The sequence below is a fragment of the Stutzerimonas sp. R40042 genome, assembly GCF_026642215.1.
Taxonomy (GTDB): domain Bacteria; phylum Pseudomonadota; class Gammaproteobacteria; order Pseudomonadales; family Pseudomonadaceae; genus Stutzerimonas; species Stutzerimonas frequens.
On the sequence record NZ_CP113258.1, the window covers coordinates 1,636,010 to 1,658,689 of the forward strand.

At 61.5% G+C, this 22,680-nt stretch carries 21 protein-coding genes; 12 read left to right on the top strand and 9 right to left on the bottom strand.

The window, feature by feature from the left end; genetic code table 11:
- Positions 1 to 53 precede the first annotated feature (53 nt).
- The 3 genes from OUY36_RS07815 (at position 54) to OUY36_RS07825 (ending at position 3,640) form a co-directional block, all read left to right on the top strand.
- Positions 54 to 350 carry a hypothetical protein gene (locus OUY36_RS07815; protein WP_221103066.1) on the top strand — a complete coding sequence of 99 codons (297 nt, stop codon included), beginning with the start codon at positions 54 to 56 and terminating at the stop codon, positions 348 to 350.
- Between the two features lie 13 nt (positions 351 to 363).
- Positions 364 to 1,065, top strand: coding sequence for an FMN-dependent NADH-azoreductase (locus OUY36_RS07820; protein ID WP_221103068.1), 702 nt, complete (start codon positions 364 to 366; stop codon positions 1,063 to 1,065).
- Positions 1,066 to 1,525: 460 nt separating this feature from the next.
- Positions 1,526 to 3,640, top strand: coding sequence for a TonB-dependent receptor family protein (locus OUY36_RS07825; RefSeq protein ID WP_267937461.1), 2,115 nt, complete (start codon positions 1,526 to 1,528; stop codon positions 3,638 to 3,640).
- A 45-nt stretch (positions 3,641 to 3,685) separates the two neighbouring features.
- On the opposite strand, the gene OUY36_RS07830 is transcribed toward OUY36_RS07825, so the two are convergent.
- On the bottom strand, positions 3,686 to 3,952 hold the full coding sequence (locus tag OUY36_RS07830) for a hypothetical protein (RefSeq protein WP_224742955.1): 267 nt from the start codon (positions 3,950 to 3,952) through the stop codon (positions 3,686 to 3,688).
- A 298-nt stretch (positions 3,953 to 4,250) separates the two neighbouring features.
- Between OUY36_RS07830 and OUY36_RS07835 the strand changes: the two genes are divergently transcribed.
- The gene (locus OUY36_RS07835) at positions 4,251 to 4,811 is read left to right on the top strand and encodes a recombinase family protein (RefSeq protein WP_014819873.1); all 561 of its coding nucleotides are present in this window, start codon (positions 4,251 to 4,253) and stop codon (positions 4,809 to 4,811) included.
- 510 nt (positions 4,812 to 5,321) lie between these two features.
- Here the strand turns inward: OUY36_RS07835 and OUY36_RS07840 are convergent.
- A complete protein-coding gene (locus OUY36_RS07840; protein WP_208217848.1) occupies positions 5,322 to 6,752 on the bottom strand; it encodes a YfjI family protein in 1,431 nt (476 codons plus the stop codon).
- A gap of 1,462 nt (positions 6,753 to 8,214) precedes the next feature.
- Here OUY36_RS07840 and OUY36_RS07845 point away from each other — a divergent pair.
- From OUY36_RS07845 to recX, 4 genes are all read left to right on the top strand, one after another.
- Complete coding sequence (locus tag OUY36_RS07845; RefSeq protein WP_267937463.1) at positions 8,215 to 9,327, top strand: acyltransferase family protein; 1,113 nt, start codon at positions 8,215 to 8,217, stop codon at positions 9,325 to 9,327.
- Between the two features lie 103 nt (positions 9,328 to 9,430).
- Complete coding sequence (locus OUY36_RS07850; RefSeq protein WP_267937465.1) at positions 9,431 to 9,928, top strand: CinA family protein; 498 nt, start codon at positions 9,431 to 9,433, stop codon at positions 9,926 to 9,928.
- 83 nt (positions 9,929 to 10,011) lie between these two features.
- Positions 10,012 to 11,055: a recombinase RecA gene (gene recA / locus OUY36_RS07855; RefSeq protein WP_102840827.1), complete on the top strand. Its 1,044-nt coding sequence runs from the start codon at positions 10,012 to 10,014 to the stop codon at positions 11,053 to 11,055.
- 5 nt (positions 11,056 to 11,060) lie between these two features.
- Positions 11,061 to 11,531 (top strand): recombination regulator RecX, encoded by a 471-nt coding sequence (gene recX / locus OUY36_RS07860; protein WP_063543723.1) that lies wholly within the window; start codon positions 11,061 to 11,063, stop codon positions 11,529 to 11,531.
- A gap of 71 nt (positions 11,532 to 11,602) precedes the next feature.
- Here the strand turns inward: recX and OUY36_RS07865 are convergent, their stop codons facing one another.
- Entirely contained in the window at positions 11,603 to 12,694 is a 1,092-nt protein-coding gene (locus OUY36_RS07865) for an LOG family protein (RefSeq protein ID WP_267937466.1), read from the bottom strand.
- 106 nt (positions 12,695 to 12,800) lie between these two features.
- On the bottom strand, positions 12,801 to 14,210 hold the full coding sequence (locus OUY36_RS07870; RefSeq protein WP_267938123.1) for an MBL fold metallo-hydrolase RNA specificity domain-containing protein: 1,410 nt from the start codon (positions 14,208 to 14,210) through the stop codon (positions 12,801 to 12,803).
- A 132-nt stretch (positions 14,211 to 14,342) separates the two neighbouring features.
- Between OUY36_RS07870 and OUY36_RS07875 the strand changes: the two genes are divergently transcribed.
- Positions 14,343 to 16,751, top strand: a complete 2,409-nt coding sequence (locus OUY36_RS07875) for a xylulose 5-phosphate 3-epimerase (RefSeq protein ID WP_267937467.1) — start codon at positions 14,343 to 14,345, stop codon at positions 16,749 to 16,751.
- A gap of 24 nt (positions 16,752 to 16,775) precedes the next feature.
- Here the strand turns inward: OUY36_RS07875 and OUY36_RS07880 are convergent, their stop codons facing one another.
- A complete protein-coding gene (locus tag OUY36_RS07880; RefSeq protein ID WP_063543731.1) occupies positions 16,776 to 17,174 on the bottom strand; it encodes a PA3611 family quorum-sensing-regulated virulence factor in 399 nt (132 codons plus the stop codon).
- 124 nt (positions 17,175 to 17,298) lie between these two features.
- Between OUY36_RS07880 and OUY36_RS07885 the strand changes: the two genes are divergently transcribed.
- On the top strand, positions 17,299 to 18,009 hold the full coding sequence (locus OUY36_RS07885) for a tRNA-uridine aminocarboxypropyltransferase (protein WP_156244574.1): 711 nt from the start codon (positions 17,299 to 17,301) through the stop codon (positions 18,007 to 18,009).
- On the opposite strand, the gene OUY36_RS07890 is transcribed toward OUY36_RS07885, so the two are convergent.
- Positions 18,004 to 18,903, bottom strand: a complete 900-nt coding sequence (locus OUY36_RS07890) for a DMT family transporter (protein ID WP_063543735.1) — start codon at positions 18,901 to 18,903, stop codon at positions 18,004 to 18,006. The two genes, OUY36_RS07885 and OUY36_RS07890, sit on opposite strands and share 6 nt — an antisense overlap.
- A gap of 247 nt (positions 18,904 to 19,150) precedes the next feature.
- Here OUY36_RS07890 and erdR point away from each other — a divergent pair, with 247 nt between their 5' ends.
- A complete protein-coding gene (erdR, locus tag OUY36_RS07895) occupies positions 19,151 to 19,801 on the top strand; it encodes a response regulator transcription factor ErdR (protein WP_063543737.1) in 651 nt (216 codons plus the stop codon).
- A gap of 21 nt (positions 19,802 to 19,822) precedes the next feature.
- On the opposite strand, the gene OUY36_RS07900 is transcribed toward erdR, so the two are convergent.
- A complete protein-coding gene (locus tag OUY36_RS07900; RefSeq protein ID WP_063543739.1) occupies positions 19,823 to 20,749 on the bottom strand; it encodes a LysR family transcriptional regulator in 927 nt (308 codons plus the stop codon).
- A 113-nt stretch (positions 20,750 to 20,862) separates the two neighbouring features.
- Between OUY36_RS07900 and fpr the strand changes: the two genes are divergently transcribed.
- The gene (fpr, locus tag OUY36_RS07905) at positions 20,863 to 21,639 is read left to right on the top strand and encodes a ferredoxin-NADP reductase (RefSeq protein ID WP_019407133.1); all 777 of its coding nucleotides are present in this window, start codon (positions 20,863 to 20,865) and stop codon (positions 21,637 to 21,639) included.
- A gap of 59 nt (positions 21,640 to 21,698) precedes the next feature.
- On the opposite strand, the gene OUY36_RS07910 is transcribed toward fpr, so the two are convergent.
- Positions 21,699 to 22,184: a YchJ family protein gene (locus OUY36_RS07910; RefSeq protein WP_253747898.1), complete on the bottom strand. Its 486-nt coding sequence runs from the start codon at positions 22,182 to 22,184 to the stop codon at positions 21,699 to 21,701.
- A gap of 1 nt (position 22,185) precedes the next feature.
- The gene (locus OUY36_RS07915; protein ID WP_442807064.1) at positions 22,186 to 22,635 is read right to left on the bottom strand and encodes a DUF6231 family protein; all 450 of its coding nucleotides are present in this window, start codon (positions 22,633 to 22,635) and stop codon (positions 22,186 to 22,188) included.
- Positions 22,636 to 22,680 lie beyond the last annotated feature (45 nt).

A 22,680-nucleotide genomic window follows, 5' to 3' on the forward strand; every position in this document is an offset into this window, starting at 1 on the left:
AACGCAGTGGACGCGATGGCGCGGATCGGCGCCTGCAGGGGCAAGGGTATCGTTTGATCGGCGCGTTCGACGGTGATCGCCTGGCCGCCGTTGCCGGCTATCGCTTTCAGGAAAACCTGTTGTTTGGCCGGTTCCTCAGCCTAGAGGATCTGATAACGGCTGACACCCACCAAGGTGCTGACTGGAGTTGCCGTCTCCTACTGGGACTTGAACGACTCGCCCGCGCCGAGGGCTACCTGTGCCTGGTCGTGGAGCGCCACGGTGGCCAGCCCGGCGCAGAAGATCGTTACCGACGCAGCGGACTCATCCCCTCATCGATTCGCTACAGCAAACTGCTAATTACTGACTGACAGGAGCCATCCAATGTCCCCTTCCAACACCCTATGCGTGCTTCGCCTGATTGCCAGCCCACGCGGCGCCGAGTCGGAGAGCTTGCGCCTGTCTCATCAGGTACTCGACGGCATTGCTCGCCAGTCAGGGGGGAGACCGCTTAGCGTGACGGACCTGGACTTGAATACGCTGGCCCACGTCGACGGCAGTTATGCGCGAGTACTTGCTGGCTCGGCAGATGTGGACCCGCCCCAGCCGGCGAGCAGCCTTCAGCGCTCCGACAATCTGATCCACCAATTGGATAGGGCCGATGTGCTGGTCATCGCAACGCCGATGCACAACTACGGCGTGCCTTCTGCCCTCAAGGCCTGGATCGATCACATCGTACGCATCCGGGTGACCTTCAACAGCACGCCGCAGGGCAAAGTCGGCCTGCTACGCGACCGCCCGGTTTATGGCGCGATCTCATCGGGCGGACTCATCACCGGGGATCGGGCGCGCCAACCCGACTTCCTGAGGCCGTATCTGAAAGCGGCGCTCGCGACGGTTGGGCTGAACCATCCACAGTTCTTTACGGTTGAGGGGACTGCTGGGGGAGACGTCGAGTTGGCAGGCGCACGTGCAAGGGCCGAGGAGCATGTAATGGAATTTTTCTCCGCACGGTCCTCGGGTCAAGCAAATTCAGACCCTCAGTCATTTAGTGTGATTGATGGGATACAAAGCCGATTTAGATGAGGAGTGGTTAGAGCCCGTAGGGCTCTTGCCGCTCGGCGTCGAACGTACCTCTACAAGCCATAATTGATCGCAGCGGCGAGCAGCATCTGTATGGAACGCAGGTGGGAGCTTTGGTTTGCCCACGACCATTAAACAAATCTGTCGCCTTTTGGGTCTTGTGCCCAGAGGTTTTTCAATGACGGACGACGTAGCCCGCAAAGCACGGCTACCTCTGGCCACTGAAGTTGTACATCCCATAACGGCTTGAAGACCCATCCATCCGGAACGTACCGACTCACCTTCCGCTTTACATACACTTTAAATAACGATAATAATTCTCAGCCGCTAGCGCATTTAATTATCAGAAATACTTAGACAGAGCGGCACTTCTCTGCCCACAACTCAGCCAAAGGTGACGGGCAGCGCTCCGTCGCTGCTGCCCTGCTGCGCCTGAGGCTCTCAATCAGGAGCTCACCTCCGCATGATCAGGACGACCCGCCGTATCGGCGTCACTGCCAGTCTGCTGGCCATCGCCATTGCCCAGGCCGCGCAGGCCAACGAGACCGAGGACAACCGTCAGCAGAAGCAGGACGGCCCGGTATCCCTTGCCCCGCTCGTCATCCAGGGGGATGTGCTTGGTAGTGCCAGTGACGAAGAGGTACGCACCTATGCCGGCAGCCGCAGCGTGGTCCAGGCTCACGAACTGAAGAAGGCCAGCGTGCGTGGCCTGGATGACGCGCTGGCGCGGGTCCCAGGGGTGAAGATCCTCGACGAGACCGGTACCGGGGTACTGCCGCAACTGTCCGTGCGCGGGCTTTCGGAAAGTCGCAGCGGCCGCGTCCAAGCGCTCGCCGATGGCATCCCGCTGGCCCTGGCGCCCTATGGCCAGACCAGCCTGTCGCTGTTTCCGCAGACCCTGGCGACGGTCGATCGCATCGACATCGTGCGTGGCGGCGCGTCCGTGCAGTACGGGCCGAACAACGTCGGCGGCGTGATCAACTTCATTAGCCGGCCAATTCCGGATAAGTGGGAAACCACCCTGCAGGAGCGTGTCACCTTCGCGCCCGGCGGGCGCCAGCTGTACGACAGCTACCTGGGCACCGGTGGGCGCCTGACCGACAACTTCGGCCTGCAGCTGGACGTCAACACCATCAGTGGCGAGTACGGTCGCGAGCATTCTGAGACCGATGTGCAGAACTACCGCCTGCGCGGCCAGTGGGATATCGATGACAGCCGCAGCCTGAGTTTCGGCGTGCAGCGCTACATCGCCGACATGGACCTGGCCGGCGCCCTCAGCGTGGCCGACTACAAGGACGACCCGCGGCAGTCGACCCGCAAGCTCGATCGTTTCGAAGGCGACAGCGACCGCGTCTGGGGCACCTATACCCAGTACCTCGGCGCCATGGGCCCGTTCGACGACGTGGAATTCAGCTGGACCAACTTCGCCCAGCACAGCTATCGCAACTTTATCGTTGGCCTGCCCTTCGCGCCGGATGCCACGCCGGCCACCCTGCAGGATGCTCCCCGCGACTTCCGCGTGTGGGGCAGCGAGCCGCGCCTGAGCCTCGGCATCGACGGCGATAGCGTCAGCCAGACCTGGCTGCTCGGCGCCCGCCTGGTCAAGGAAAACGTCGATTTCGATGTCGACCGTCTGAACCTGAATACCGGCACCACCAGCGTGGTGCGCGACTGGGTATTCGATACCAAGGGCCAGGCTGCCTATGTGAGCAACGAAATCAAGCTGCTCGACGACCGCCTGACCATCACCCCCGGCGTGCGCTATGAGCACGCCAAGATGGAGTACGCCGACGGCGTCAGCGGCGTCGAGCGCAAGACCGTCGCCGAAGAGTGGCTGCCCGGTCTGAGCATCGGCTACCAGGCCAGCGACGACTGGTTCGTCTACGCCAACGCGCAGCGCTCGCTGCGGGTGCCTCAGGTGTTCCAGATCGTCAGGGATGGCGTGGTCCAGGCGGAAATCTCGCGCAACTACGAGACCGGCGTGCGCTTTACCCCACAGGACAACCTGCGCATCGACTTCGGCCTTCGGCCTGTACCGCATCGACTTCGACTTCGACGACCAGATCGTGTTCGCCAACAGCCGCTTCCAGAATCTCGGCAGCACCCGCCACCAGGGAGAGAGAGACCGGTGTTCTGGACCCCGGCCGCGCTGCCAACCCTCGACCTGCACGCCGGCTACGCCTACCTCGATGCCGAGCTGCGCACCGGCGACTTCAAGGGCAACGAGGTGCCGTACAGCTCCAAGCACCAGTTCACCGTCGATGGTCGTTACCGCTTCGCCGAGTTCTGGACCTACAGCCTGGATGGCCTCTACGTCAGCAGCGCCTATACCGACGACGCCAACAGCGCCGAGGAGAATGCCAGCGCCTCAGTAGGCGAGCTGCCCGCCTACTGGATCTGGAACACTGCCATCGAGCGCGAGTTCAAGCTACAGGACCAGAGCGTGCTGACCGCCTCGGCCGGCATCAGCAACCTGTTCGACCGCCAGTACTACTTCCGCGGCATCGACACCAGTCCCGAGGGCCGCCAGCCAGCACCGGGCCGTACCCTGACGCTGGGGGTGAACTACCGCTTCTGATCGCCTAGTCGTCCTGCCTCATCCCCTGGCGTCACGCCAGGGGCCTCATTTCACGCGCCCGGCTGCAACGTCGGTACCGTATTCGAAGCCATCAGCCTCACTCCGAACGCCACCAGCACGCCACCCTGTCAGCCGATCCAGCGCCCTAGTCAGTCCACGCCGGCGCAGCAGTCTGCCGAGCGGAATGGTTGCGGCGATCAGGATGGCGAACCCGCCCAGGGTCAGTAATACGTGAAGGCCTGAGAGGAACGAGTACGCCGCCACATCCGCACCGGGCGGAACGAACTGGGGCACAAAGGTGACGTAGAACACACCGGCCTCGGGGTATTCAGACGGACAGCTGTCGCGCGCCGATACCCTGGCGATCTGCCAACCAACGCCGATTCGAGAGCCACTTCGGGCTCAAGCGAAACAGGGACAGATTTATTTATTGGGCTGACTGTCCGCTTGTGGCCGATTGCTGCCGTCCGATGACCATCTGACCTATACCCCAACCAGACACCCCCAAACCCAGCCCCAACCTGCCCAGATAGGGTCGATTTTCCAATAATTTGGCATCTGTCTGGCTGCCTTTAAGATCTCAGCTATACACATTTCGCTGAGAGACGGCATGCACGGACAACGGATTGGTTACATACGGGTCAGTACGCTCGACCAGAACCCGGATCGGCAGCTTGAAGGCGTTCAGGTGGGCAAGGTGTTCATCGACAAGGCGTCCGGAAAGGACACGCAGCGACCGCAGCTTGAAGCGTTGCTCAACTACGTCCGCGAGGGTGACACCCTGGTGGTCCACAGCATGGATCGTCTGGCACGTAATCTCGATGACCTGCGGCGCATGGTGCAGCAGCTCACCGGGCGGGGAGTGCGGATCGAGTTTGTGAAAGAGTTGCTGGCCTTCACCGGCGAGGATTCGCCGATGGCCAACCTGCTGCTATCGGTCATGGGGGCGTTTGCCGAATTCGAGCGGGCGTTGATTCGTGAACGGCAGCGCGAGGGTATTTCCCTCGCGAAACAACGCGGTGTATACCGAGGGAGGAAAAAAGCGCTGTGCGACAACCGGATCGAAGAGCTACTGCGTCGTGTTGAAGCCCGCGAGCCGAAAGCCGCCCTGGCGCGCGAGTTCGGCATCAGCCGGGCCACCCTCTATGAGTATCTGCGGACTCCGGCGTAGGACCTGATCCCTGGTAGGGAAAAGCTTTCCCATCCAGAGGAAGAGCTTCAGATCCTGCAGTGCTCTGTCAGCAACTGTTGCGCTGAGGTGGGGTTGGGATTTGTCGCACATGTCGCCAGGGCATCACCGTTGTTGTGCTTAGCTCTGTGGGTGTGTCGCCGCTGTCGCCGCTGTCGCCATCACAGGGACGCTGCTGACGTGGTGGTTGGTATTTAATCGATAACCGAAAAAGTACTGGATATTTGTAACGCCTCAGTTTTACAACTACCACATCAATGGATTAATGAGTACGGATTGTGTTCTTGAAGCTCAACCAGAACCTAACTCTTTGGGCTTTAGATTCTGATCACAGCAATTCAATCCGCAGCTGCTCCCTTTAGGGCGGCGACAACGGCGACAGCGGCGACAAACCACGTGTTGGCCCAGCTACCAATGGTGACCGGATGGCGAAGAAGCGGCGACAGGCCCAGCCTGTCGCCGCTTCTTCGCCTATACCAATGCTCCACTTTACTATCGGGGTGACGCCAGCGGATTAATGCAGAGGGTGTTTCCGGTAGCAGTTAACATTCGATGTTCCACGAGTACTCTCAGTAATTGGTTGCGGTAGGCTGCGCTCTTACGGGCAAAACGAGGGCCCAGGCGCTGTAAGTCACGTCCGTAAAACTGCTGCCAATCCCTAGCGCAGAGCCATTCGAAAAGCTTTTGCGCTTCGATTAGATGCGTATCGATCTTGATCGGGTGGAGCACACGCAACGCCTCTTCCAGATACCACCTCATGAGCATGGCTGCACGTTCGACTAGGGGGCGAGTGATGGAGGAGGAGCCCTCAGTAATCGCGAAGACCCCAGCGATTCGGAGCACGTTTTCCGCGGCTTTGGCAGCGGTGGGCTTGATCTCTAGTAGATCACCACCACGGCCCAATGACACCTCGACTTCATCATGCATCTTGATCCAAGCCGATAGCGCCTCCCGCTCCAGGTGCAAGGGCGGTGGAGCCAAATCGCCCGTAGCATTTAATGGGCAAGCAAGCGTCAGCAGATCATTCATGCGCTGCCAATAGCATATTAGCCGAGGGTCTTTCGTCGGGTCAGCGTCGCGGTACAGCCGGTGTCCTGATAGCGACTCCGGCCAGGCGACCAGAAAACGAGCCAAAAAACCTTGCCCCAGCAAGACCCGACTGGTCAGTACTTCCTGAGCGACGGCTGGCTGGATCAACAGATGGGCACTCAGCCGGCAGCCGCTGCGGGACGCATTTTCTCCCTCTTTGGCGCGGGTGCGGGTGATGGGTTCGCCATCCCACATCCTGGAGAGTCCGGACACGGTTTTGAGCATGTTCTCGGGCCTGAATGAGTGCCCACCCAGAAACTGGCCACCCTCATCGCTGAAAAATCCTTGTGACGGGTGGCCATGCAAAAAGCTTTTATGCAGACCCTCAAGGGTGGGCTCCACACACAGGATAAACGGGGAAGGAGGGTTTTTGGGCTCCTTCAGTTTTGCCAGTTCTGCCAATAGTGTGTCGGGTTCTCCTCGCCTGCCGAGAACAGCTGCTCGGCAACGCTGAAAAACGTCGGTGGCGTCGCGATGCTCCTTCACTGTCCGTGCAAACTCTGAGACCAGCCGGTTTTGGTGAGAGTGATGAGCGCTTAGGGCGATCCGGTCTGCACTGCTTTTTCGGTCTCCCGACTCGCCTACCGACAGGCAGAAAATACTCAGTGGGATCTCTTGCCCACCACGTACCACGTTTGCGTGGGGTTGAGCTGCCATAGCAGCGGCTGCTAGGACGGACTGTGCCGCCAGGGCATCAGGTACCTGTACGGCCGAGATGATGGCGTTAGCGGCGCCCCCCAGAACCTCGCCTAGAGCGTCTACTGGGTATGGGGCGCAGGCTTCCAAGCGTGGCAGTAAGGGCCGCGGCATATCGAAGCTGACTTTTTGAGGCATGTGGGTTCCTCCATGCGTAGCGTGCTAAGCATGTGAACTTTTTAGGTTAAGGAAAATGTGGCCGGTACCGCCGCAGCTAGAACTGCGGCGATAAACTGAGCTATTTTAGAAGCAGCATTCCTCGCACTAACTGCTCCGAAGTCCACAACAAGTGCTGCCCCGCCCGGAAAGGCTGTGGAAAGCGGCGGACTGCTTTGCGCCTCCGCAACAGGGTGCTCTCGCTGCAGCGCAAAATCTCGCCCGCTTCTCTAGTAAACAAATGGTTTCGGCATAGCTGTGGTTCTCCCATGGGTTAGGTGAAACCACGATGACGTTTTTTATCAGCGATTTGTGCTCTAAACTGACAACATTCTGGTAAGCAAAAAAATGCCAGTGGCGAGTTGTCGTCACGCTGTCGCTCAGGTTGGATAGGGGCAAGCGCAGATGGCGGTCGCTCAGGAACTTGACCCGTTTGCAGAGGGCAGCAGGACGCGAAGTGACTCGCATCAAAAGAGGCGTCTACTTCCCCATCAGCCGTGCGGACAGCAGGTCCGTACATCACACCTGCGATTGAGCCGTCGCGAATACGCTCTACAGCTCGTCAATCAAACGCAGCGGTACCCACTCCCTGGGCTTGACGGGATACCGAAGCGATCAAGGTTCGTCAGCTCAATTTGGGTAGGACTGAACAGCCGCCTGCGGGTATGCCAATAGCTTCGCCCCGAAGGCGGTGCTTCCATGGATATATGCTGCTTTCGTTCGAGCCGAGCCCTTGCGGCGAATGCAGACCATAGGCCTGTTCAAACCTAAACCGGACGTTTTTTGTTCGACATTTGCGGCGGGGGCTTGGGGCAAAAATGGGGCAATCGCAGCGCCATTCCATGCCATCCAATGCTAAATGCAGGCCGCACGCTAGCTACACAATATGCACTGAAGCCCGCTATCTACGCGGCTTAGGGCCGATTTATCAAGAGTCACCGCCCATCATGGGGGTGTGGGCAGAGAGATCGGCGTTGGGTTTGGTCATCGTCGTGCGGTGCGTATTCGTTGATGGCGGAATCGGTGGCGGCGCATACGTGGCGCCGCGCGCATTGCGCGGTTCCGCCGAAAACCGGCAAGGTTATCACGGGGCGGGGCCCAGGCAGATGCACGTCGGCAACCGATTGGCGAGCGCGGCGCGTCATCTGTCGGTAGCTAGGCGGAACACGTTGATTCGACGCGAATCTGCCGCTAGTTTCGAACCTGTCGAGCACTGTGGCCGCCACCCGGCGCGTGCTGCAACAAGGTGCCGACGCCTCACTGCTCGCGCGACCTCCCAGGCCACTCCGCCTGTGGCGGTAGCTTGCCCTTGCCACACCCGGCATTCGTCCTACGGCCTTGTATCGTCCAGCCTGTCGCCGTCCGCGGGCACCAATCCCTCGCGTCAGTTCGTGCCGCCGTAGCGCTGGCGACGCTCCCTTCTGATCAAAAGTGAGCAGCAGACATGTCTCGATTACTCGGGCTCGATGCCCTGCGCGGCGTGGCGGCCTTGTGCGTCGCCTATTCCCACCTCATTGCGAAGATGAAACGTGATGGTCAGCTGGACGAGATGAGCAACTACCTATTCCTCGCCAGCAAGACCGTGCTGGATGTCGGCAAGACCAGTGTTCTGGTGCTGTTCGCGCTAAGCGGCTACTTCATCGTCGCGGCGCTGTATCAGAGTCGTAGTCGTTATGAGCGGCCGATAGCGGCGTTCGCCTACCAGCGTTTCTTCAGGCTGTTTCCCCTGTACTGGCTTTCGCTGTTTCTCGGGGTGATGTTTCCCTGGGACGATCCCGCGAGGGTGTTCAGTCCGGGGGTGGTCGCGATCAACGCGACGATGCTGCAGGGCTTCGTGTTCGTGGAGAACGTGATCGGGCTGTACTGGACCTTGCAGATCGAGCTGACCTTCTATGTGTTGTGTGTCCTGTTGTTCGCCTTGCGCCTGGGAGGCTCGGCGAAGTGGGATCTGACGTTTCTGCTCGCTCAATACGCATTCACGCTGCTGCTCGCCGTGCTGCGCTACAAGCTCGAGGTGAAGCTACCGGTGGCTTTGCCTCTGATGCTCAGCGTCTGCTTTCTCGGTGCGCTATGGCGGGCAACGGACAATGGCCGTGCGCCGGATACCGGGCGTTACGCCCGTCTCGCGGTGGCGCTGTTCTACCTGTTCCTGCTACCGATCTGCGTGTTCGCCTATTCGCGTGACACCGGTCTGGGCGAGACCTGGTATCGCTACTTCGTCAGTTACAGCGTGGGGGTTGCGATCTTCCTGAGCGCCACTCGTGCCACCGGCGTCTGGCTGCGCTGGCTTGCCCCGCTCGGCGGGATCGGCTACGTCGTGTTTCTGTCGCATCCGTCGCTATTCGCTCTCGCCGAGCGCCTCGGGTACGGCCCTGCGGCGCTCACCGTGCCTGGCCCGCTGTACATGGCGCTGTTGCTGGGCGTGCTGGTGCTGTTCGCCTTTTTCGTCAAGCGAACCCTTGCCGATCCTATCCAGCGGTATGGCGACAAGGTAGTGCACAGGCGTGCAGGGCGGCTGGGTGCGAGCGTCACGCTGCCGGTACGTCAGGATGCGTGACGAGCTGGAGCAACCGTTCGCCCCTGGATAAACCTGTCGGGCTGATCTTCATCTCGCGCTGGTGTAGGGTATCGGCCAGTTTTCCAAGCATGCCGGAGCCTCGATGAATCTTACTGAACTGGCCGCACGGCTGGGCGATGCGCTACAGCGTCAGCATGCCCAGGTCACTACAGCGGAGTCCTGTACCGGCGGTGGCATTGCCGAGGCCATTACCCGCGTTGCAGGTAGTTCGGCCTGGTTCGAGGCCGGTTACGTCACTTATTCGAATGCCCAGAAGACGCTTCAGTTGGGCGTGCCGACGGCATTGTTCGAGCAGGTCGGCGCGGTCAGTGCCGAGGTGGTGCAGGCCATGGTGCGTGGCGCTCAGGAGCGCAGCGGCGCGCGCTTTGCTGTCGCGGTCAGTGGGATCGCCGGTCCCGGTGGTGGTTCGCCGGAAAAGCCGGTGGGCACTGTCTGGATCGCCTGGGCCGATGGCTCCCGGTTGTATGTCGATCGCCGGCTGTTCAACGGAGAACGGCAATCGGTACGCGAGCAGACGGTGGCCGCTGCGCTGCATGGATTGCTCGCGCTGGCGCTCGGAGAAAAACCGCTTCGGGGCTAGGCGAGCAAAATCGCCTATGTTCTAATACTGGCTACTTATACAGTTGTTGTGGCCTCCGGCCCTCTTGATCAAGTGAGGATTCGATGGACGAGAACAAGAAGCGCGCCTTGGCTGCAGCCCTGGGCCAGATTGAAAAGCAGTTCGGCAAGGGCGCAGTGATGCGCATGGGCGATCACGATCGTCAGGCGATTCCGGCCATCTCCACAGGCTCGCTGGGCCTGGATATCGCGCTGGGCATTGGCGGCCTGCCGAAGGGTCGAATCGTCGAGATCTATGGTCCTGAATCGTCCGGCAAGACCACCATGACCCTCTCTGTGATCGCCGAGGCGCAGAAGATGGGTGCCACCTGCGCCTTCGTCGACGCCGAACACGCACTGGACCCGGACTACGCCGGCAAGCTGGGCGTCAACGTGGACGACCTGCTGGTTTCGCAGCCGGATACCGGCGAGCAGGCCCTGGAAATCACCGACATGCTGGTGCGCTCCAATGCGGTCGACGTGATCATCGTCGACTCCGTGGCCGCGCTGGTGCCCAAGGCCGAGATCGAAGGCGAGATGGGCGATGCCCACGTCGGCCTGCAGGCCCGCCTGATGTCCCAGGCGCTGCGCAAGATCACCGGTAACATCAAGAACGCCAACTGCCTGGTCATCTTCATCAACCAGATCCGCATGAAGATCGGCGTGATGTTCGGCAGCCCGGAAACCACCACCGGCGGTAACGCGCTGAAGTTCTACGCCTCGGTTCGTCTGGATATCCGCCGTACCGGCGCGGTGAAGGAAGGCGACGAGGTGGTCGGCAGCGAAACCCGCGTCAAGGTGGTGAAGAACAAGGTGGCCCCGCCGTTCCGCCAGGCCGAGTTCCAGATCCTCTATGGCAAGGGTATCTACCGCAACGGCGAGATCATCGACCTCGGCGTACAGCAGGGGCTGGTGGAGAAGTCCGGTGCCTGGTACGCCTACAAGGGCAACAAGATCGGCCAGGGCAAGGCCAACGCCGCCAAGTTTCTGGAAGACAATCCGGAGATCGGCCGCGAGATCGAGCAGCAGATCCGCGACAAGCTGCTCGTGGTTTCCGGTGGCAGCAAGGCGAACGCGGTCAGCGAAGACCTGGTTGACGCCGACCTCTGATCCGCATGGCCGCCGTGCTCGATAATCCCGTCGCGGTGCGGCGGGCTGCGATGGACCTGCTGGCTCGCCGCGAACACGGTCGTGTCGAGCTGGCCCGCAAGCTGCGCCAGCGTGGCGCCCCGCCTGATCTGATCGAGCAGGCTCTGGATCGTCTCTGCGAACAGGGCCTGCTGTCCGAGTCCCGTTATCTCGAAAGCTTTGTCAGAAGCCGGGCCAATGCCGGCTACGGGCCGTTGCGCATCCGCGAAGAGCTCGCTCAGCGCGGGCTGCCCAGAGCGGATATCGAGCAGGCTCTGCGTGACAGTGGGTTCGACTGGAATGCGCAGTTGCGTGAGTTATGGCAGCGAAAATTCGCCGGCCGCCTGCCCGCCGATGCGCGAGAGCGCGCCAAACAGGGCCGTTTTCTCAGTTATCGTGGCTATCCCCTGGAGCTGATCAGCCGATTGTTGCGAGGTGGCAGCTCGGCTGACTGCTAACGCGCTCGGCAAACGTCACGTCGTCGTGCTTCAGCGCTTGCCTTGCGGCGTTTGGGTTGCACCGTTGTCCCTCAATCCTCGCTGGCCAGCGGACGCGCCCAGGTGCCGGGCTCGTTGATATAGTCGGTGAGCTCCCGCAGCCGGCCGTGGTTGCGCCCGTTGAAGGCGAAGCTCAGACGCGGCAGGCGCTGCAGTTCCGGTTCGTCCAGTTCCAGCTCGCAGCAGTTCTGCTGTTCGAAGCCTCCATTCACGCACAGGTCGGCGAACTCCTCGTTCAGGTATTCCATCGCCTGTTGATTGAGCGGATGGTTCATTCGCAACACGAAGTGCTCTTTCAGCCAGCGACTAGAGTGGAAGTTGCGGTAGAAATTGGCGATCTCTTTCGCCGCCTCGTCGGCGTTTTCCACCAGCCGCATCAGCCGCATGTCGCTGGGAAGGATGTAGCGATTCTCCTCCAGCTGGCTGCGCATGAACCGCAACGCATCCTTCCAGTAAGTGCCGCCCGGTTCGTCGAGCAGCACGATCGGCACCAGTGGGCTCTTGCCAGTCTGAATCAGAGTGAGCACTTCAAGTGCCTCGTCCAGCGTGCCGAACCCCCCGGGGCAGAGCACCAGGGCATCGGCCTCCTTGATGAAGAACAGTTTGCGGACGAAGAAGAAATGGAATGACAGCAGGTTCTCGGTACCGCCAACCACAGCGTTCGGATGCTGTTCGAAGGGCAGCGTGATGTTCAGGCCCAGACTGTTGTCGCGCCCGGCCCCCTCATGAGCGGCCGCCATGATGCCGCCACCGGCGCCGGTTATGACCATGAAGTTGAAGTGAGCAAGCGTCGCGCCCAGCTGACGCGCCAGAGCGTAGAGCGGATGTTCGACCGGTGTGCGCGCTGAGCCGAATACCGTGACCTTGCGGCGACGCTTGAACTGGTCGAGGCGACCGAAGGCATGCTCGATCTCGCGCATGGTCTGCAGCAGGATCTTGGCATCCCAACGGCTGCGGTCGGCCTGCGCCATGCGAACGACGGTCACCAGCATTTCTCGGTACAGCGGTAGGTTCGGGCTGTTGGCGGGGACCACCATTCCGGCCAGCTCGTCGAGCTTGCTTTCCAGGTCGGCGCCGCTGGTCTGGAAGTGTCGCGACAGGTAGTCATCCGGTTCAAAGGACATACAACATCTCCATGTATGAGCGTCGCGTTCAGGCTATAGGGTGCACTCGGCAGGCTCAAGCCGATTGCTGGCAGGCCGGGCCGCCGGCGGCCCGACCTGCTGCGTTTCAAAGTGCGATGCGGTCACCGGGTTCCGGTATCCGTGCCTCCCAGCCGAGGCGGTCGCGGATGGTCCGTTGCAGGATCAGCATCTTCTCCAGCTCGCCGTGCACCAGGTAGAGTTCCGGGCGATTTTCAAAGTTGCTCACCCAGTCGATCAATTCGGATTGTCCGGCGTGGGCGGAAAATCCGCCGAGGGTATGCACTTTGGCATTCACCGCGATGCGCTGATGAAGCAGCTTGACGCTCTTGGCGCCGTCGACGATCACGCGGCCAAGCGTGCCGCGCGCCTGGAACCCTGGAATCACCAGGTGGCATTCGCCTCGCCATAGGTTGTGCTTGAAGTGATGCAGAATGCGCCCGCCGGTGCACATGCCACTGCCGGCAATGATGATCACGCCGCTCTTGAAGCGGTTGATCGCCATGGATTCTTCAGGGGTCGGCGTCGATTTCAAAATCGGCAACCAGCGTTCGGCGTAGAGCTTGCCACTGACACCGCTCATGGACGAATCGAGGCCGTTGAGATCCAGCTGATCCTTGTAGTGCGCGTAAATGGCGTTGGCCCTGATCGCCATCGGGCTGTCCAGAAATACCGCCTGCTGGGGCAACCGTCCTTCGCGGTGAAAACGGCCCAGGTAATAGATCAGATCCTGGGTGCGGCCGACCGCGAATGAGGGCATCAGTACGTTGCCGCCATCGCGATGCGCCTGTTGCAGGATATCGGCCAGCTCTTCGATGGTCGCTTCGTGGCTGCGATGGTCACGGTCGCCGTACGTCGATTCCATGAGCACCACGTCGGCTTCCTTGAGCACGGCAGGCGCGTACATCAACGGTGAGCAGGTGTTCCCGAGGTCCCCCGAGAACACCAGACGACGGGTTCTGCCGTGATCGCGCACATCCATCTGCACGATGGCTGATCCGAGAATATGCCCGGCGTCGTGGAAGGTCACTGCGACGCCAGGGGCGGCTTCGAACGTCTCGCCATAGGCATGGGGGCTGCGCTGGGCGAGCATCCGCTCGGCGTCTTCACGGGTGTACAGCGGCTGGATCATCGGTTTGCCGATGCGTGCCCGCCACTTGTTTTCCCACTCGGTGTCCTTTTCCTGGATCTGAGCAGAGTCCAGCAGCATGAGCTCGACCAGCTCGGCCGTGGCGTCGGTGCAATGCACAGGGCCTCGGTAGCCCTGCGCCACGAGTCGGGGCAGCAGGCCGCTGTGGTCGATATGCGCATGCGAAAGCACGACGGCATGCAAGCTCTTGGGGTCGAATGCGAACGGCCCGCGATTATCGCTTTCTTCCTCGCGACGGCCCTGGTGCATGCCGCATTCGAGCAGAACCCTTACGCCGTCGTGGGTCTCAATGAGATAGCAAGAGCCGGTCACCTGTTGAATGGCACCGAGAAAACTGAGCAAAGCCATGCTGCCTTCCTGTCTATACGATGATGTCCACTGTGCTCGCTCGGCTGCCGCGACCACTTGATACATATCAGAGATAGCGAAACGAGCCCTGCCTAGACTACAGCACATCCCGCTTACCAACGGAGTGAACCCATGAGTCAGCTACTGCCCAGCCTCGTCGAGCTGGATCAACACGCGCAAGCCGAACCGGAGTTCGCCACCTGGCGTGGTGGCTTCGGTCCGTTCGAGCATGCCGCGCAGACCCAGGCGGCGGTGTTCCGTCTGGCCCACCAGCTGGTACAGGCCGGGCACCAGCCGGATCTGGCCAGCGTGTACCGGTTGCTGCAGGCCGTCGATCGAGTCGCCAGCGCCGGGCTCTGGCTAGTGGTCCACATGACCTATGCGCAGAAGGCGAATCTGGATGGCACGCCATTGGCTGCCGACGATTTCAAGCGAAACCCCGAAGGCCATACCGGCGGGGCGTTGAACATGGTGCCGGCCTACGCCGGCTACTTGGCGCTCAATGCCCTGACCGGCCGCACGCGTGCTTGGCTGATGGGGCAGGGTCATTGCGTGGCGGCTGTCGACGCGCTCAATTTATTGACAGGCAACCTGCACCCCGAGCAGGCGCAGGCCTACGGCGACGGCGAAAAGGGCATCAATCGCCTGCTTCAGGATTTCTACGGCTACCGTCAGGCGGCCGATGGCAGCCCGCTCGCGCCGCTGGGCAGCCATGTCAATCCACATACCGCCGGAGGCATTGCCGAAGGGGGCTACCTGGGCTTCGCTGAACTGCAATATGCGCATATGCCGCTGCCGGGTGAGACGCTGGTGGCGTTTCTTTCCGATGGTGCTGCCGAGGAACAACGCGGAAGCGACTGGATACCACGCTGGTGGCGAGCCGAGGACTGTGGCGTAGCACTGCCGGTGATGATCGCCAATGGCAGGCGCATCGAACAGCGTACGGCGCTGGGCACGGAGCAAGGTCTCGAGGATTTCCGCCAGCATCTAAGTCAGTGCGGCTTCGATCCGATGCCGTTCGACGGCCGCGATCCGGCCGCCTTCGTCGCGACCCTCTGGGAAATGGAGTTGCGCCTGCAACGCCGTGTGGAGGAGAAAGAGCGGGGTATCCTCAACTATCCGCTGCCGATGCCATACGGTATCGCCGAAACGGTCAAAGGCTTTGGCTTCTACGGTGCAGGGAGCAATGCCGCTCATAATCTGCCGCTGCCGGATAATCCACGCCTGGACGAAACTTCGCGCGAACTGTTCAACGAACATGCGGCGCGCCTCTTCGTTGCGCAGCAGGATCTCGATGACGCTCTGGAGTTGTTCGTTCGCAGCCGCCAGGGCCGGGTGCTCGAGCGGGACAATCCACTGGCGGCGCGCCGGCCGCCAGCGCCGGTCATTCCTAAACTCAGCTACCGAGACGATGCCTGCTCGCCGATGGCTGCGGTCGATCGCTTCTTCGTCGAACTGACCGAGGCCAACCCGGCATTGCGGCCTCGGGTCGGCAATCCGGATGAGCTGGCGAGCAATCGCCTCGGAGGCGTGCTCAAGGCGCTCAAGCACCGCGTGATCGAGCCGGAAAGCGAGCTGGAAGCAATCGATGGCGCCGTCATTACCGCACTTAACGAAGAAGCCGTGGTGTCAGCGTGCCTTGCCAATCAGGGCGGGCTGAATCTGGTTGCCAGCTACGAAGCCTTTTGCGTGAAGATGCTTGGCGTGGTGCGTCAGAGCATCATCTTCTCGCGCCAGCAGAAGGAGATAGGCCGGCCGGCTGGCTGGCTCGGCTGGCCCCTGATTGCCACGTCGCACACCTGGGAGAACGGCAAGAACCAGCAATCACACCAGGACACGACCTTCTGCGAGGCCCTGCTCGGTGAGATGAGCGACATGGTCCGCGTGCTGTTTCCGGCCGATCACAACAGCGCCCTGGCGTTGCTCCCGTCGATCTACCAGGCACGTGGCGAGCTGGCCTGTCTGGTCATGCCCAAGCGCGACAGGCCGTGCTACTTCGATCGTGTCCAGGCCGAGCAGCTGGCGCGCGACGGTGCCATCGTGGTGGAGGAAGCGGCGGGTAACGAGCCGCTGCTGCTGATCGCCAATGGCAGCTACCAACTGGGCGAAATGCTCCGTGCGGCCCAGCGGCTCAAGGAAGCCGAATGTGCCTATCGATTGGTCTATCTGCAGGAGCCGGGTCGCTTCCGCGGGCCGCGCGATCACTGGGAGGTCGAGGCGCGCGCCAGCGATGGTGTCGCGGAGCGGTTATTCCCAGATGCGATGGAAATGCGCGTGCTGCTGACGCACATGCGCCCGGAAGTGGCACGTGGACACCTATGGCCCATCCTGCCTGATGCGCGCAAATGCTCGGCGCTCGGTTATCGCAATCGTGGCGGCACGCTGGATGAGTTCGGCATGCAATTCGCCAACCGCGCCAGCTGGGCCAACGTGCTCGCTGCTTGCGCGCGCCTGCGCAACGTGCCGCGCACAGCCCTGCTGACCCGAGAGGAGGCTGCGGCGGTGGCTGGCAAGGGCGATCCGCAGATACTGCGCGGATAAGTTCGCCCCAGGCCCCGCCAGCGACTACAGGCCGCAGTCTGCGGCCGTGTAGCGCTCGCTGGTGATGGGCTTTTTGCTCTGGTATTCGCTGAAGTCGTAACGCAGCTCGGCACCTTGGCTCATCAACTTGCGCAACCCTTCATTGCCGCAGACGCTGGCGGCCAGTTGGCTACGTACGTCGGCGGGGTTGTCGCGCATCTGCGCGGCGTGTCGTGGCTGGACGCTGAGATGGTTGACCAGGACATTGTTTTCCACGGTATAGCCCTGGTCGAGGATGTCCTCGTTGATCGCGCGAGGTGTGCCTACGCTGCTCTGGCGGGCAACCTGATCGAGCAATTGACTGAGCTGCTGCTCCTGCAGCGAAGCGGCGTGAGCAACGGGAAATGCGATGCTCAGAGCGAGCAGGGCGGTCAGGCGGTACATGGCGGTCTCCTTATGGCTGCGCTATTTCGACCGGTCGGCCGAGGCACGGTTCATTCCCGGTCCTGCGGCCTTTGCGGCGCGGGCTGGTAGACTGGCAGGCTTCGTTATCTGCCCGAGTCGATCGATGCCCCATGCCGTAGCCCGCCTGCGCGAGGAGCGCCTGGCGAGAAGCCTCAAGCCGTTCGTTGCCCGCGGTTCGCGCGCACCGCGCTGCACGCGCTGTCGCGTACCGCATAGTCACTGTCTGTGTGCTTGGCTGCCGCGGGCCGCCAGCCAATGCGGTGTCTGTCTGCTGATGCACGACATCGAGCCGCTGAAGCCAAGCAATACAGGGTGGCTGATCGCCGATGTGGTGGCCGACACCTTCGCATTCACCTGGCAACGCACAGGGGCGGACCCGCGGCTAATGGCGCTGCTCGCCGATCCCCGGTGGCAGCCCGTGGTGGTCTTTCCGGGCGAGTATGCGACATCGGACCGGGTGGTCGAGCAGGTCGAGCGGCTGCCTGGCAAGCGCCCCTTGTTCATTCTGCTCGATGCGACCTGGACCGAGGCCCGCAAGATGTTCCGCAAAAGCCCTTATCTCGACGGGCTGCCGGTGTTGAGCCTGCAGCCCGAGGCGTTGTCACGGTACCGACTGCGACGCTCGAAGCGCGGCGATCACCTGTGCACCGCCGAGGTCGCCGCACTCTGTCTGGAGCTGGCAGGCGATGCAGGGGCGGCGACGACGCTGGATGCCTGGCTCGATGTATTCACCGAGCATTACCTTGGGGCCAAGTACCATCGCGCGCCGGATCTGCAGAACGCCGCACATCAGGTACTGACGCAACAGTCATGAGGTCTGGCCGGCCGGCTCGGGCCTGCGCGGCCATAGCTGGGCTGCCAGCATGCCGATGAACATCAATACGCAGCCGAGATAGCCGCGCAATGTCAGGCTTTCATCGAGGAACAGCGCCCCTGCGATGGCCGCGAACACCGCTTCGAGCGAGAGAATGATCGCCGCGTGACTGGCGATCGCATGTTTCTGGGCGACCACCTGCAGCGTGTAGCCGACCGCCACTGCGAAGAGCCCGCCATAAAGAAGGGCAGGGCCGGCGAGCCAGATGTTCGCGGGATCGATCTCTTCGAACACCAGCGCCAGCAGGAGGCTGACCAGCGCGCAGGTCGCGAATTGCAGGAATGCGAGACGGATGGCGTCGTGACGGCTGACGAAGAAACTGACCAGCAGTACGTGCACGCCCCAGACGAAGGCGCCAGCCAGCTGAATCCAGTCGCCGGAGGCTACGGTGAAGTCTTCACCTATGCTAAGCAAGGCCATGCCGGCGACCGCCAGGAAGGCGCCGAGCCAGGTTCCGAGGCCGGTCTTGTGGCCAAGGGCCAGGCCCAGCAGTGGCACGACGATGACGTAGAGCCCGGTGATGAATCCCGAGTTGGTCACACTGGTGAACAGCAGCCCAACCTGCTGCAGATTGATCCCCACCGTCAGCGCCAAGCCCATGCTCATGCCGCCCAGCAACAGGCCGCGCTGTAGAAAAGGCTCATGCCGGGCCGCCGTTCGACCCTGGTGGATCACCAGTGGGAGCAGTGCGAGGGCGCCGAGGGCGAAGCGCAGCCCGGTAAAAAGGAACGGGCCTATATTGTCCATGCCGATGCGCTGCGCAACGAAGGCGGTGCCCCAGATCATGGCAGTGATCAACATCAGGAAATCGGCACGGAGTGCTTGGCTACGCATGTTTCGGCTCGTTCGAAGAAAGCCGCAGACTTTGCTACAAAGCGTTGCGCTTGACCACTTATTCCTGGGTGGGCATGCTTGCGCCGCTTGATTTGTCGCGACGGGCGGCCGATATTTTTTGCCAGCCCGTCCTGAATATTCACATCGGACCGTCCCCGGGGCGACTTCTCGGGTCTTTGCCGTCATCTTGTCGGCATCGGCTGCTCAAGCCGATGAAAAAGCGCCAATAAAAATTACAGGTCTGCCAATGGCTGCTTACCAAATAATCATCGCCGATGATCACCCGCTGTTTCGTAGTGCCCTCCAGCAAGCCCTGACCATGGGGTTGGGTGAGAATGTCCATCTGGTAGAGGCGGCCAGCATCGCCGAACTGGAAGGTTTTCTGACCCAGAGCGCCGACTGGGATCTGGTGCTGCTGGATCTGAACATGCCGGGAGCATACGGATTCTCCGGCTTGGTGCTGCTGAGGGGGCAGTATCCGCACCTTCCGGTCGTCATGATCTCAGCGCAGGAAGATGCAGCGGTCGTTGCGCGCTCGCGCGAGTTCGGCGCCAGCGGTTTCATTCCAAAGTCCAGTTCGCTTGAAACCATCCAGGAGGCGGTGCGGGCCGTTCTAGATGGCGACGTGTGGTGGCCGAGCAATATTCAGGACGTAGCCAATGTCAGTGACGAAGCCAAAGCCGCCAGCGCCGGCTTGGCCAGCCTGACGCCGCAGCAGTTCCGCGTGTTGACCATGGTTTGCGATGGTTTGCTGAACAAGCAGATCGCCTATGAGCTGAACGTGTCCGAGGCGACCATCAAGGCCCATGTCACCGCGATCTTCCGTAAGCTCGGCGTGCGCACCCGGACCCAGGCAGCGTTGCTGCTGCAGCAGATGGGGTCCATTCCCACCAGCTGAGCCAGCTGCACCGCCGGCGCTTCAGGCGATCGGCGGCAGCTGTATCTGATCGCTGCGGCGAATACCGGAGGTCAGCGCCCGACATTGCTCGACGAACTCGAGCATCGCGGCTGTCTGGTATTTGTGCGAGTGCCAGATGAAATAAAACTGGCGTCGCAGATCGAGCGCCGGTGTGACGATCGGAACCAGGCTGCCGCGGCGAAAGGCATCACGTAACGCCAGCCGCGAGATACAACCGATGCCGAGGCCCGACTCTACGGCGCGCTTGATTGCCTCGGTATGTTCCAGTTCGAGTCGCACATTCAGCTTCCCAGGCCGGTGGCGCACTGCCTGCTCGAACGTCATGCGCGTTCCCGACCCTTGCTCTCGAAGAATCCACGCTTCCCTGGACAGCTCGTCGAGGTCCACCACCTCGCGCTTTGCCAGCGGGTGCTGCGGCGCGCAGAACACCACCAATTCGTCCTCGATCCAGGGCTGGACTTCCAGCTCGGGATGCTGGCAGTCACCCTCGATCAGACCAAGATCAAGTTCGTGTTGCGCGATCTGATGCACGATGTGCGCGGTGTTATGGACGTGCAATTTGACCCGGCATTCCGGGTGGCGCTGCATGAAGTTGCCGATCAGCAGCGTGGCGAGATAGTTGCCGATGGTCAGTGTTGCTCCGACCGCCAGCGAGCCGAACCCGCTCTTGCCGTTCAGCAGGTCCTCGATCGCGCGTGCCTGGTCGAGCAGGGCGACAGCCTGTGGCAAGAGTTGCTGGCCAAGCGCATTGAGACACAGGCGCTTACCGGCACGGTCGAAGAGTTGGCAGCCCGACTGGCGTTCGAACTCCGCCAGCGAGGTGCTGGTGGCCGACTGCGACAAGGACAGGCTTTCGGCAGCCCGCGACACACTTTCCTGGCGTGCGATGGCGGCGAACACTTCGATCTGGCGGAGCGTAAAATGCATATCTATATAACCGATAACATATATCTTGATTATCTGTTTAACGAATATAGCAGCCGTCGTTACACTGGCGCCACGTAACGATGTCCGTCGCGACACAATGAGGAATCCGTAGCATGAGCAATCTGAACGTAGAGCGCGTTCTCAGTGTGCATCATTGGAACGACACGCTGTTCAGCTTCAAGACCACGCGCAACGCCGGCCTGCGCTTCGAGAACGGTCAGTTCGTCATGATCGGCCTTGAGGTCGAGGGCCGCCCGCTGATGCGGGCCTACAGCATTGCCAGCCCGAACTACGAAGAATACCTGGAGTTCTTCAGCATCAAGGTCCAGGACGGCCCGTTGACCTCCCGGCTGCAGCATCTGCAGGAAGGTGATTCGATCATGATCAGCCGCAAGCCGACCGGCACGCTGGTCCTGGACGACCTGTTGCCCGGCAAGCACCTCTATCTGCTCAGCACCGGCACCGGCCTGGCGCCGTTCATGAGCGTGATCCAGGATCCGGAGACCTACGAGCGCTTCGAGAAGGTCGTATTGGTGCACGGCGTTCGCTACGTCAATGAAGTCGCCTACCGCGAGTTCATCACCGAACACCTGCCGCAAAACGAGTTCTTCGGCGAAGCGGTGAAGGACAAGCTGATCTACTACCCGACCGTGACCCGTGAGCCGTTCGAGAACCAGGGCCGCCTGACCGATCTGATGCGCAGCGGCAAGCTGTTCAGCGACATCGGCCTGCCGCCAATCAATCCCGAGGACGATCGCGCCATGATCTGTGGCAGTCCGAGCATGTTGGACGAAACCAGCCAGGTGCTGGACAGCTTCGGCCTGAAGGTCTCGCCGCGCATGGGCGATCCGGGGCACTACCTGATCGAGCGAGCCTTCGTCGAGAAATAACCACCGAAACCGGTGCCGCTGCAATCGCTCAGCGGCACCAGGGAAGGGTTAGACGCGGTCTAGAGGTAAGCCGCACAACATTTCTTGAACTTCAGACCGCTGCCGCAGGGGCAGGGGTCGTTGCGACCTTCCTTGAGCGGTACCGTTGGGTCGATGAAGTACCAGCGCCCGTCGCGCTGGACGAAAGCCGAGCGCTCCTGGTGGGCATGTTCGCCGCTCTGGTCGTGCCAGCGCGCGGTGAAGGTCACCAGGGCGTGCTCGGGCTTGCCGCCCAGCACGCTGCTCTCGTTCACCTCCAGCCCCAGCCAGGTGCTCTCCAGGCTCCAGCGACGCATCCCTTCCACATCCAGCGCAGCCTGCTGTGCTGGGAGCGTAGTGGCCTGTAGATAGTCCACCAGCCCCAATACATAAGCACTGTAGCGCGAGCGCATCAGTCGCTCGGCGCTCGGCGCAGCCACGCCGGCGTGATAGCGCCCGCAGCATTCGGCGAGGGCATCACCGCTGCCGCAAGGGCAGTTAAGGTCGGTTGGACGCGGTTCGCTCATGTCACCACCAGTACTTGCCGAACATTTCAGGATTGGCCCAGAACCTGGCATTGAGCCAGTCCGGAACCTGCTTGTATTGCAGTAGGTCGTATGTGAATAGCGTCAAGGTCTGTCCGTCGCGCTGGAAGCGTTCACTGACCTGCAGTGCCAGTGCATAGAAGTCCGTAGTCAGCCATTCGCATGCGTCGAGATCGACGAGTACCGCCATCCGGCTGGTATTCAGATTGCGGATGCTGCCGAGCAGCTCCAGGCCGTTACGCTTGGAGAGGTGTTCGAGGCAGTCGACGAATATAGCCAGGTCATAGCGCTGGCTGGCCAGATCTTCAGGCAGCGGTGCGGGATCGGCGCGATCAAGCTGGCACTCCGGATGGCATTCGGTGTAGGCAGTCAGAGCAGGTTGATCGCTGCGCCCCACGAGCAACACGCGCGTTTGAGCGTAGTGGTCGAGCATTGCCGCAAGCGCTTGCTGCGGTGTGTGCAGCGGTACAGGGTTTTC

Bases quoted from the DNA above. Each gene is read 5' to 3' on its own strand.
- OUY36_RS07820 (WP_221103068.1), top strand. From the start codon at position 364: ATGTCCCCTTCCAACACCCTATGCGTGCTTCGCCTGATTGCCAGCCCA.
- OUY36_RS07825 (WP_267937461.1), top strand. From the start codon at position 1,526: ATGATCAGGACGACCCGCCGTATCGGCGTCACTGCCAGTCTGCTGGCC.
- OUY36_RS07835 (WP_014819873.1), top strand. From the start codon at position 4,251: ATGCACGGACAACGGATTGGTTACATACGGGTCAGTACGCTCGACCAG.
- OUY36_RS07840 (WP_208217848.1), bottom strand. From the start codon at position 6,752: ATGCCTCAAAAAGTCAGCTTCGATATGCCGCGGCCCTTACTGCCACGC.
- OUY36_RS07845 (WP_267937463.1), top strand. From the start codon at position 8,215: ATGTCTCGATTACTCGGGCTCGATGCCCTGCGCGGCGTGGCGGCCTTG.
- OUY36_RS07850 (WP_267937465.1), top strand. From the start codon at position 9,431: ATGAATCTTACTGAACTGGCCGCACGGCTGGGCGATGCGCTACAGCGT.
- recA (WP_102840827.1), top strand. From the start codon at position 10,012: ATGGACGAGAACAAGAAGCGCGCCTTGGCTGCAGCCCTGGGCCAGATT.
- recX (WP_063543723.1), top strand. From the start codon at position 11,061: ATGGCCGCCGTGCTCGATAATCCCGTCGCGGTGCGGCGGGCTGCGATG.
- OUY36_RS07865 (WP_267937466.1), bottom strand. From the start codon at position 12,694: ATGTCCTTTGAACCGGATGACTACCTGTCGCGACACTTCCAGACCAGC.
- OUY36_RS07870 (WP_267938123.1), bottom strand. From the start codon at position 14,210: ATGGCTTTGCTCAGTTTTCTCGGTGCCATTCAACAGGTGACCGGCTCT.
- OUY36_RS07875 (WP_267937467.1), top strand. From the start codon at position 14,343: ATGAGTCAGCTACTGCCCAGCCTCGTCGAGCTGGATCAACACGCGCAA.
- OUY36_RS07880 (WP_063543731.1), bottom strand. From the start codon at position 17,174: ATGTACCGCCTGACCGCCCTGCTCGCTCTGAGCATCGCATTTCCCGTT.
- OUY36_RS07885 (WP_156244574.1), top strand. From the start codon at position 17,299: ATGCCCCATGCCGTAGCCCGCCTGCGCGAGGAGCGCCTGGCGAGAAGC.
- OUY36_RS07890 (WP_063543735.1), bottom strand. From the start codon at position 18,903: ATGCGTAGCCAAGCACTCCGTGCCGATTTCCTGATGTTGATCACTGCC.
- erdR (WP_063543737.1), top strand. From the start codon at position 19,151: ATGGCTGCTTACCAAATAATCATCGCCGATGATCACCCGCTGTTTCGT.
- OUY36_RS07900 (WP_063543739.1), bottom strand. From the start codon at position 20,749: ATGCATTTTACGCTCCGCCAGATCGAAGTGTTCGCCGCCATCGCACGC.
- fpr (WP_019407133.1), top strand. From the start codon at position 20,863: ATGAGCAATCTGAACGTAGAGCGCGTTCTCAGTGTGCATCATTGGAAC.
- OUY36_RS07910 (WP_253747898.1), bottom strand. From the start codon at position 22,184: ATGAGCGAACCGCGTCCAACCGACCTTAACTGCCCTTGCGGCAGCGGT.
- OUY36_RS07915 (WP_442807064.1), bottom strand. From the start codon at position 22,635: ATGCTCGACCACTACGCTCAAACGCGCGTGTTGCTCGTGGGGCGCAGC.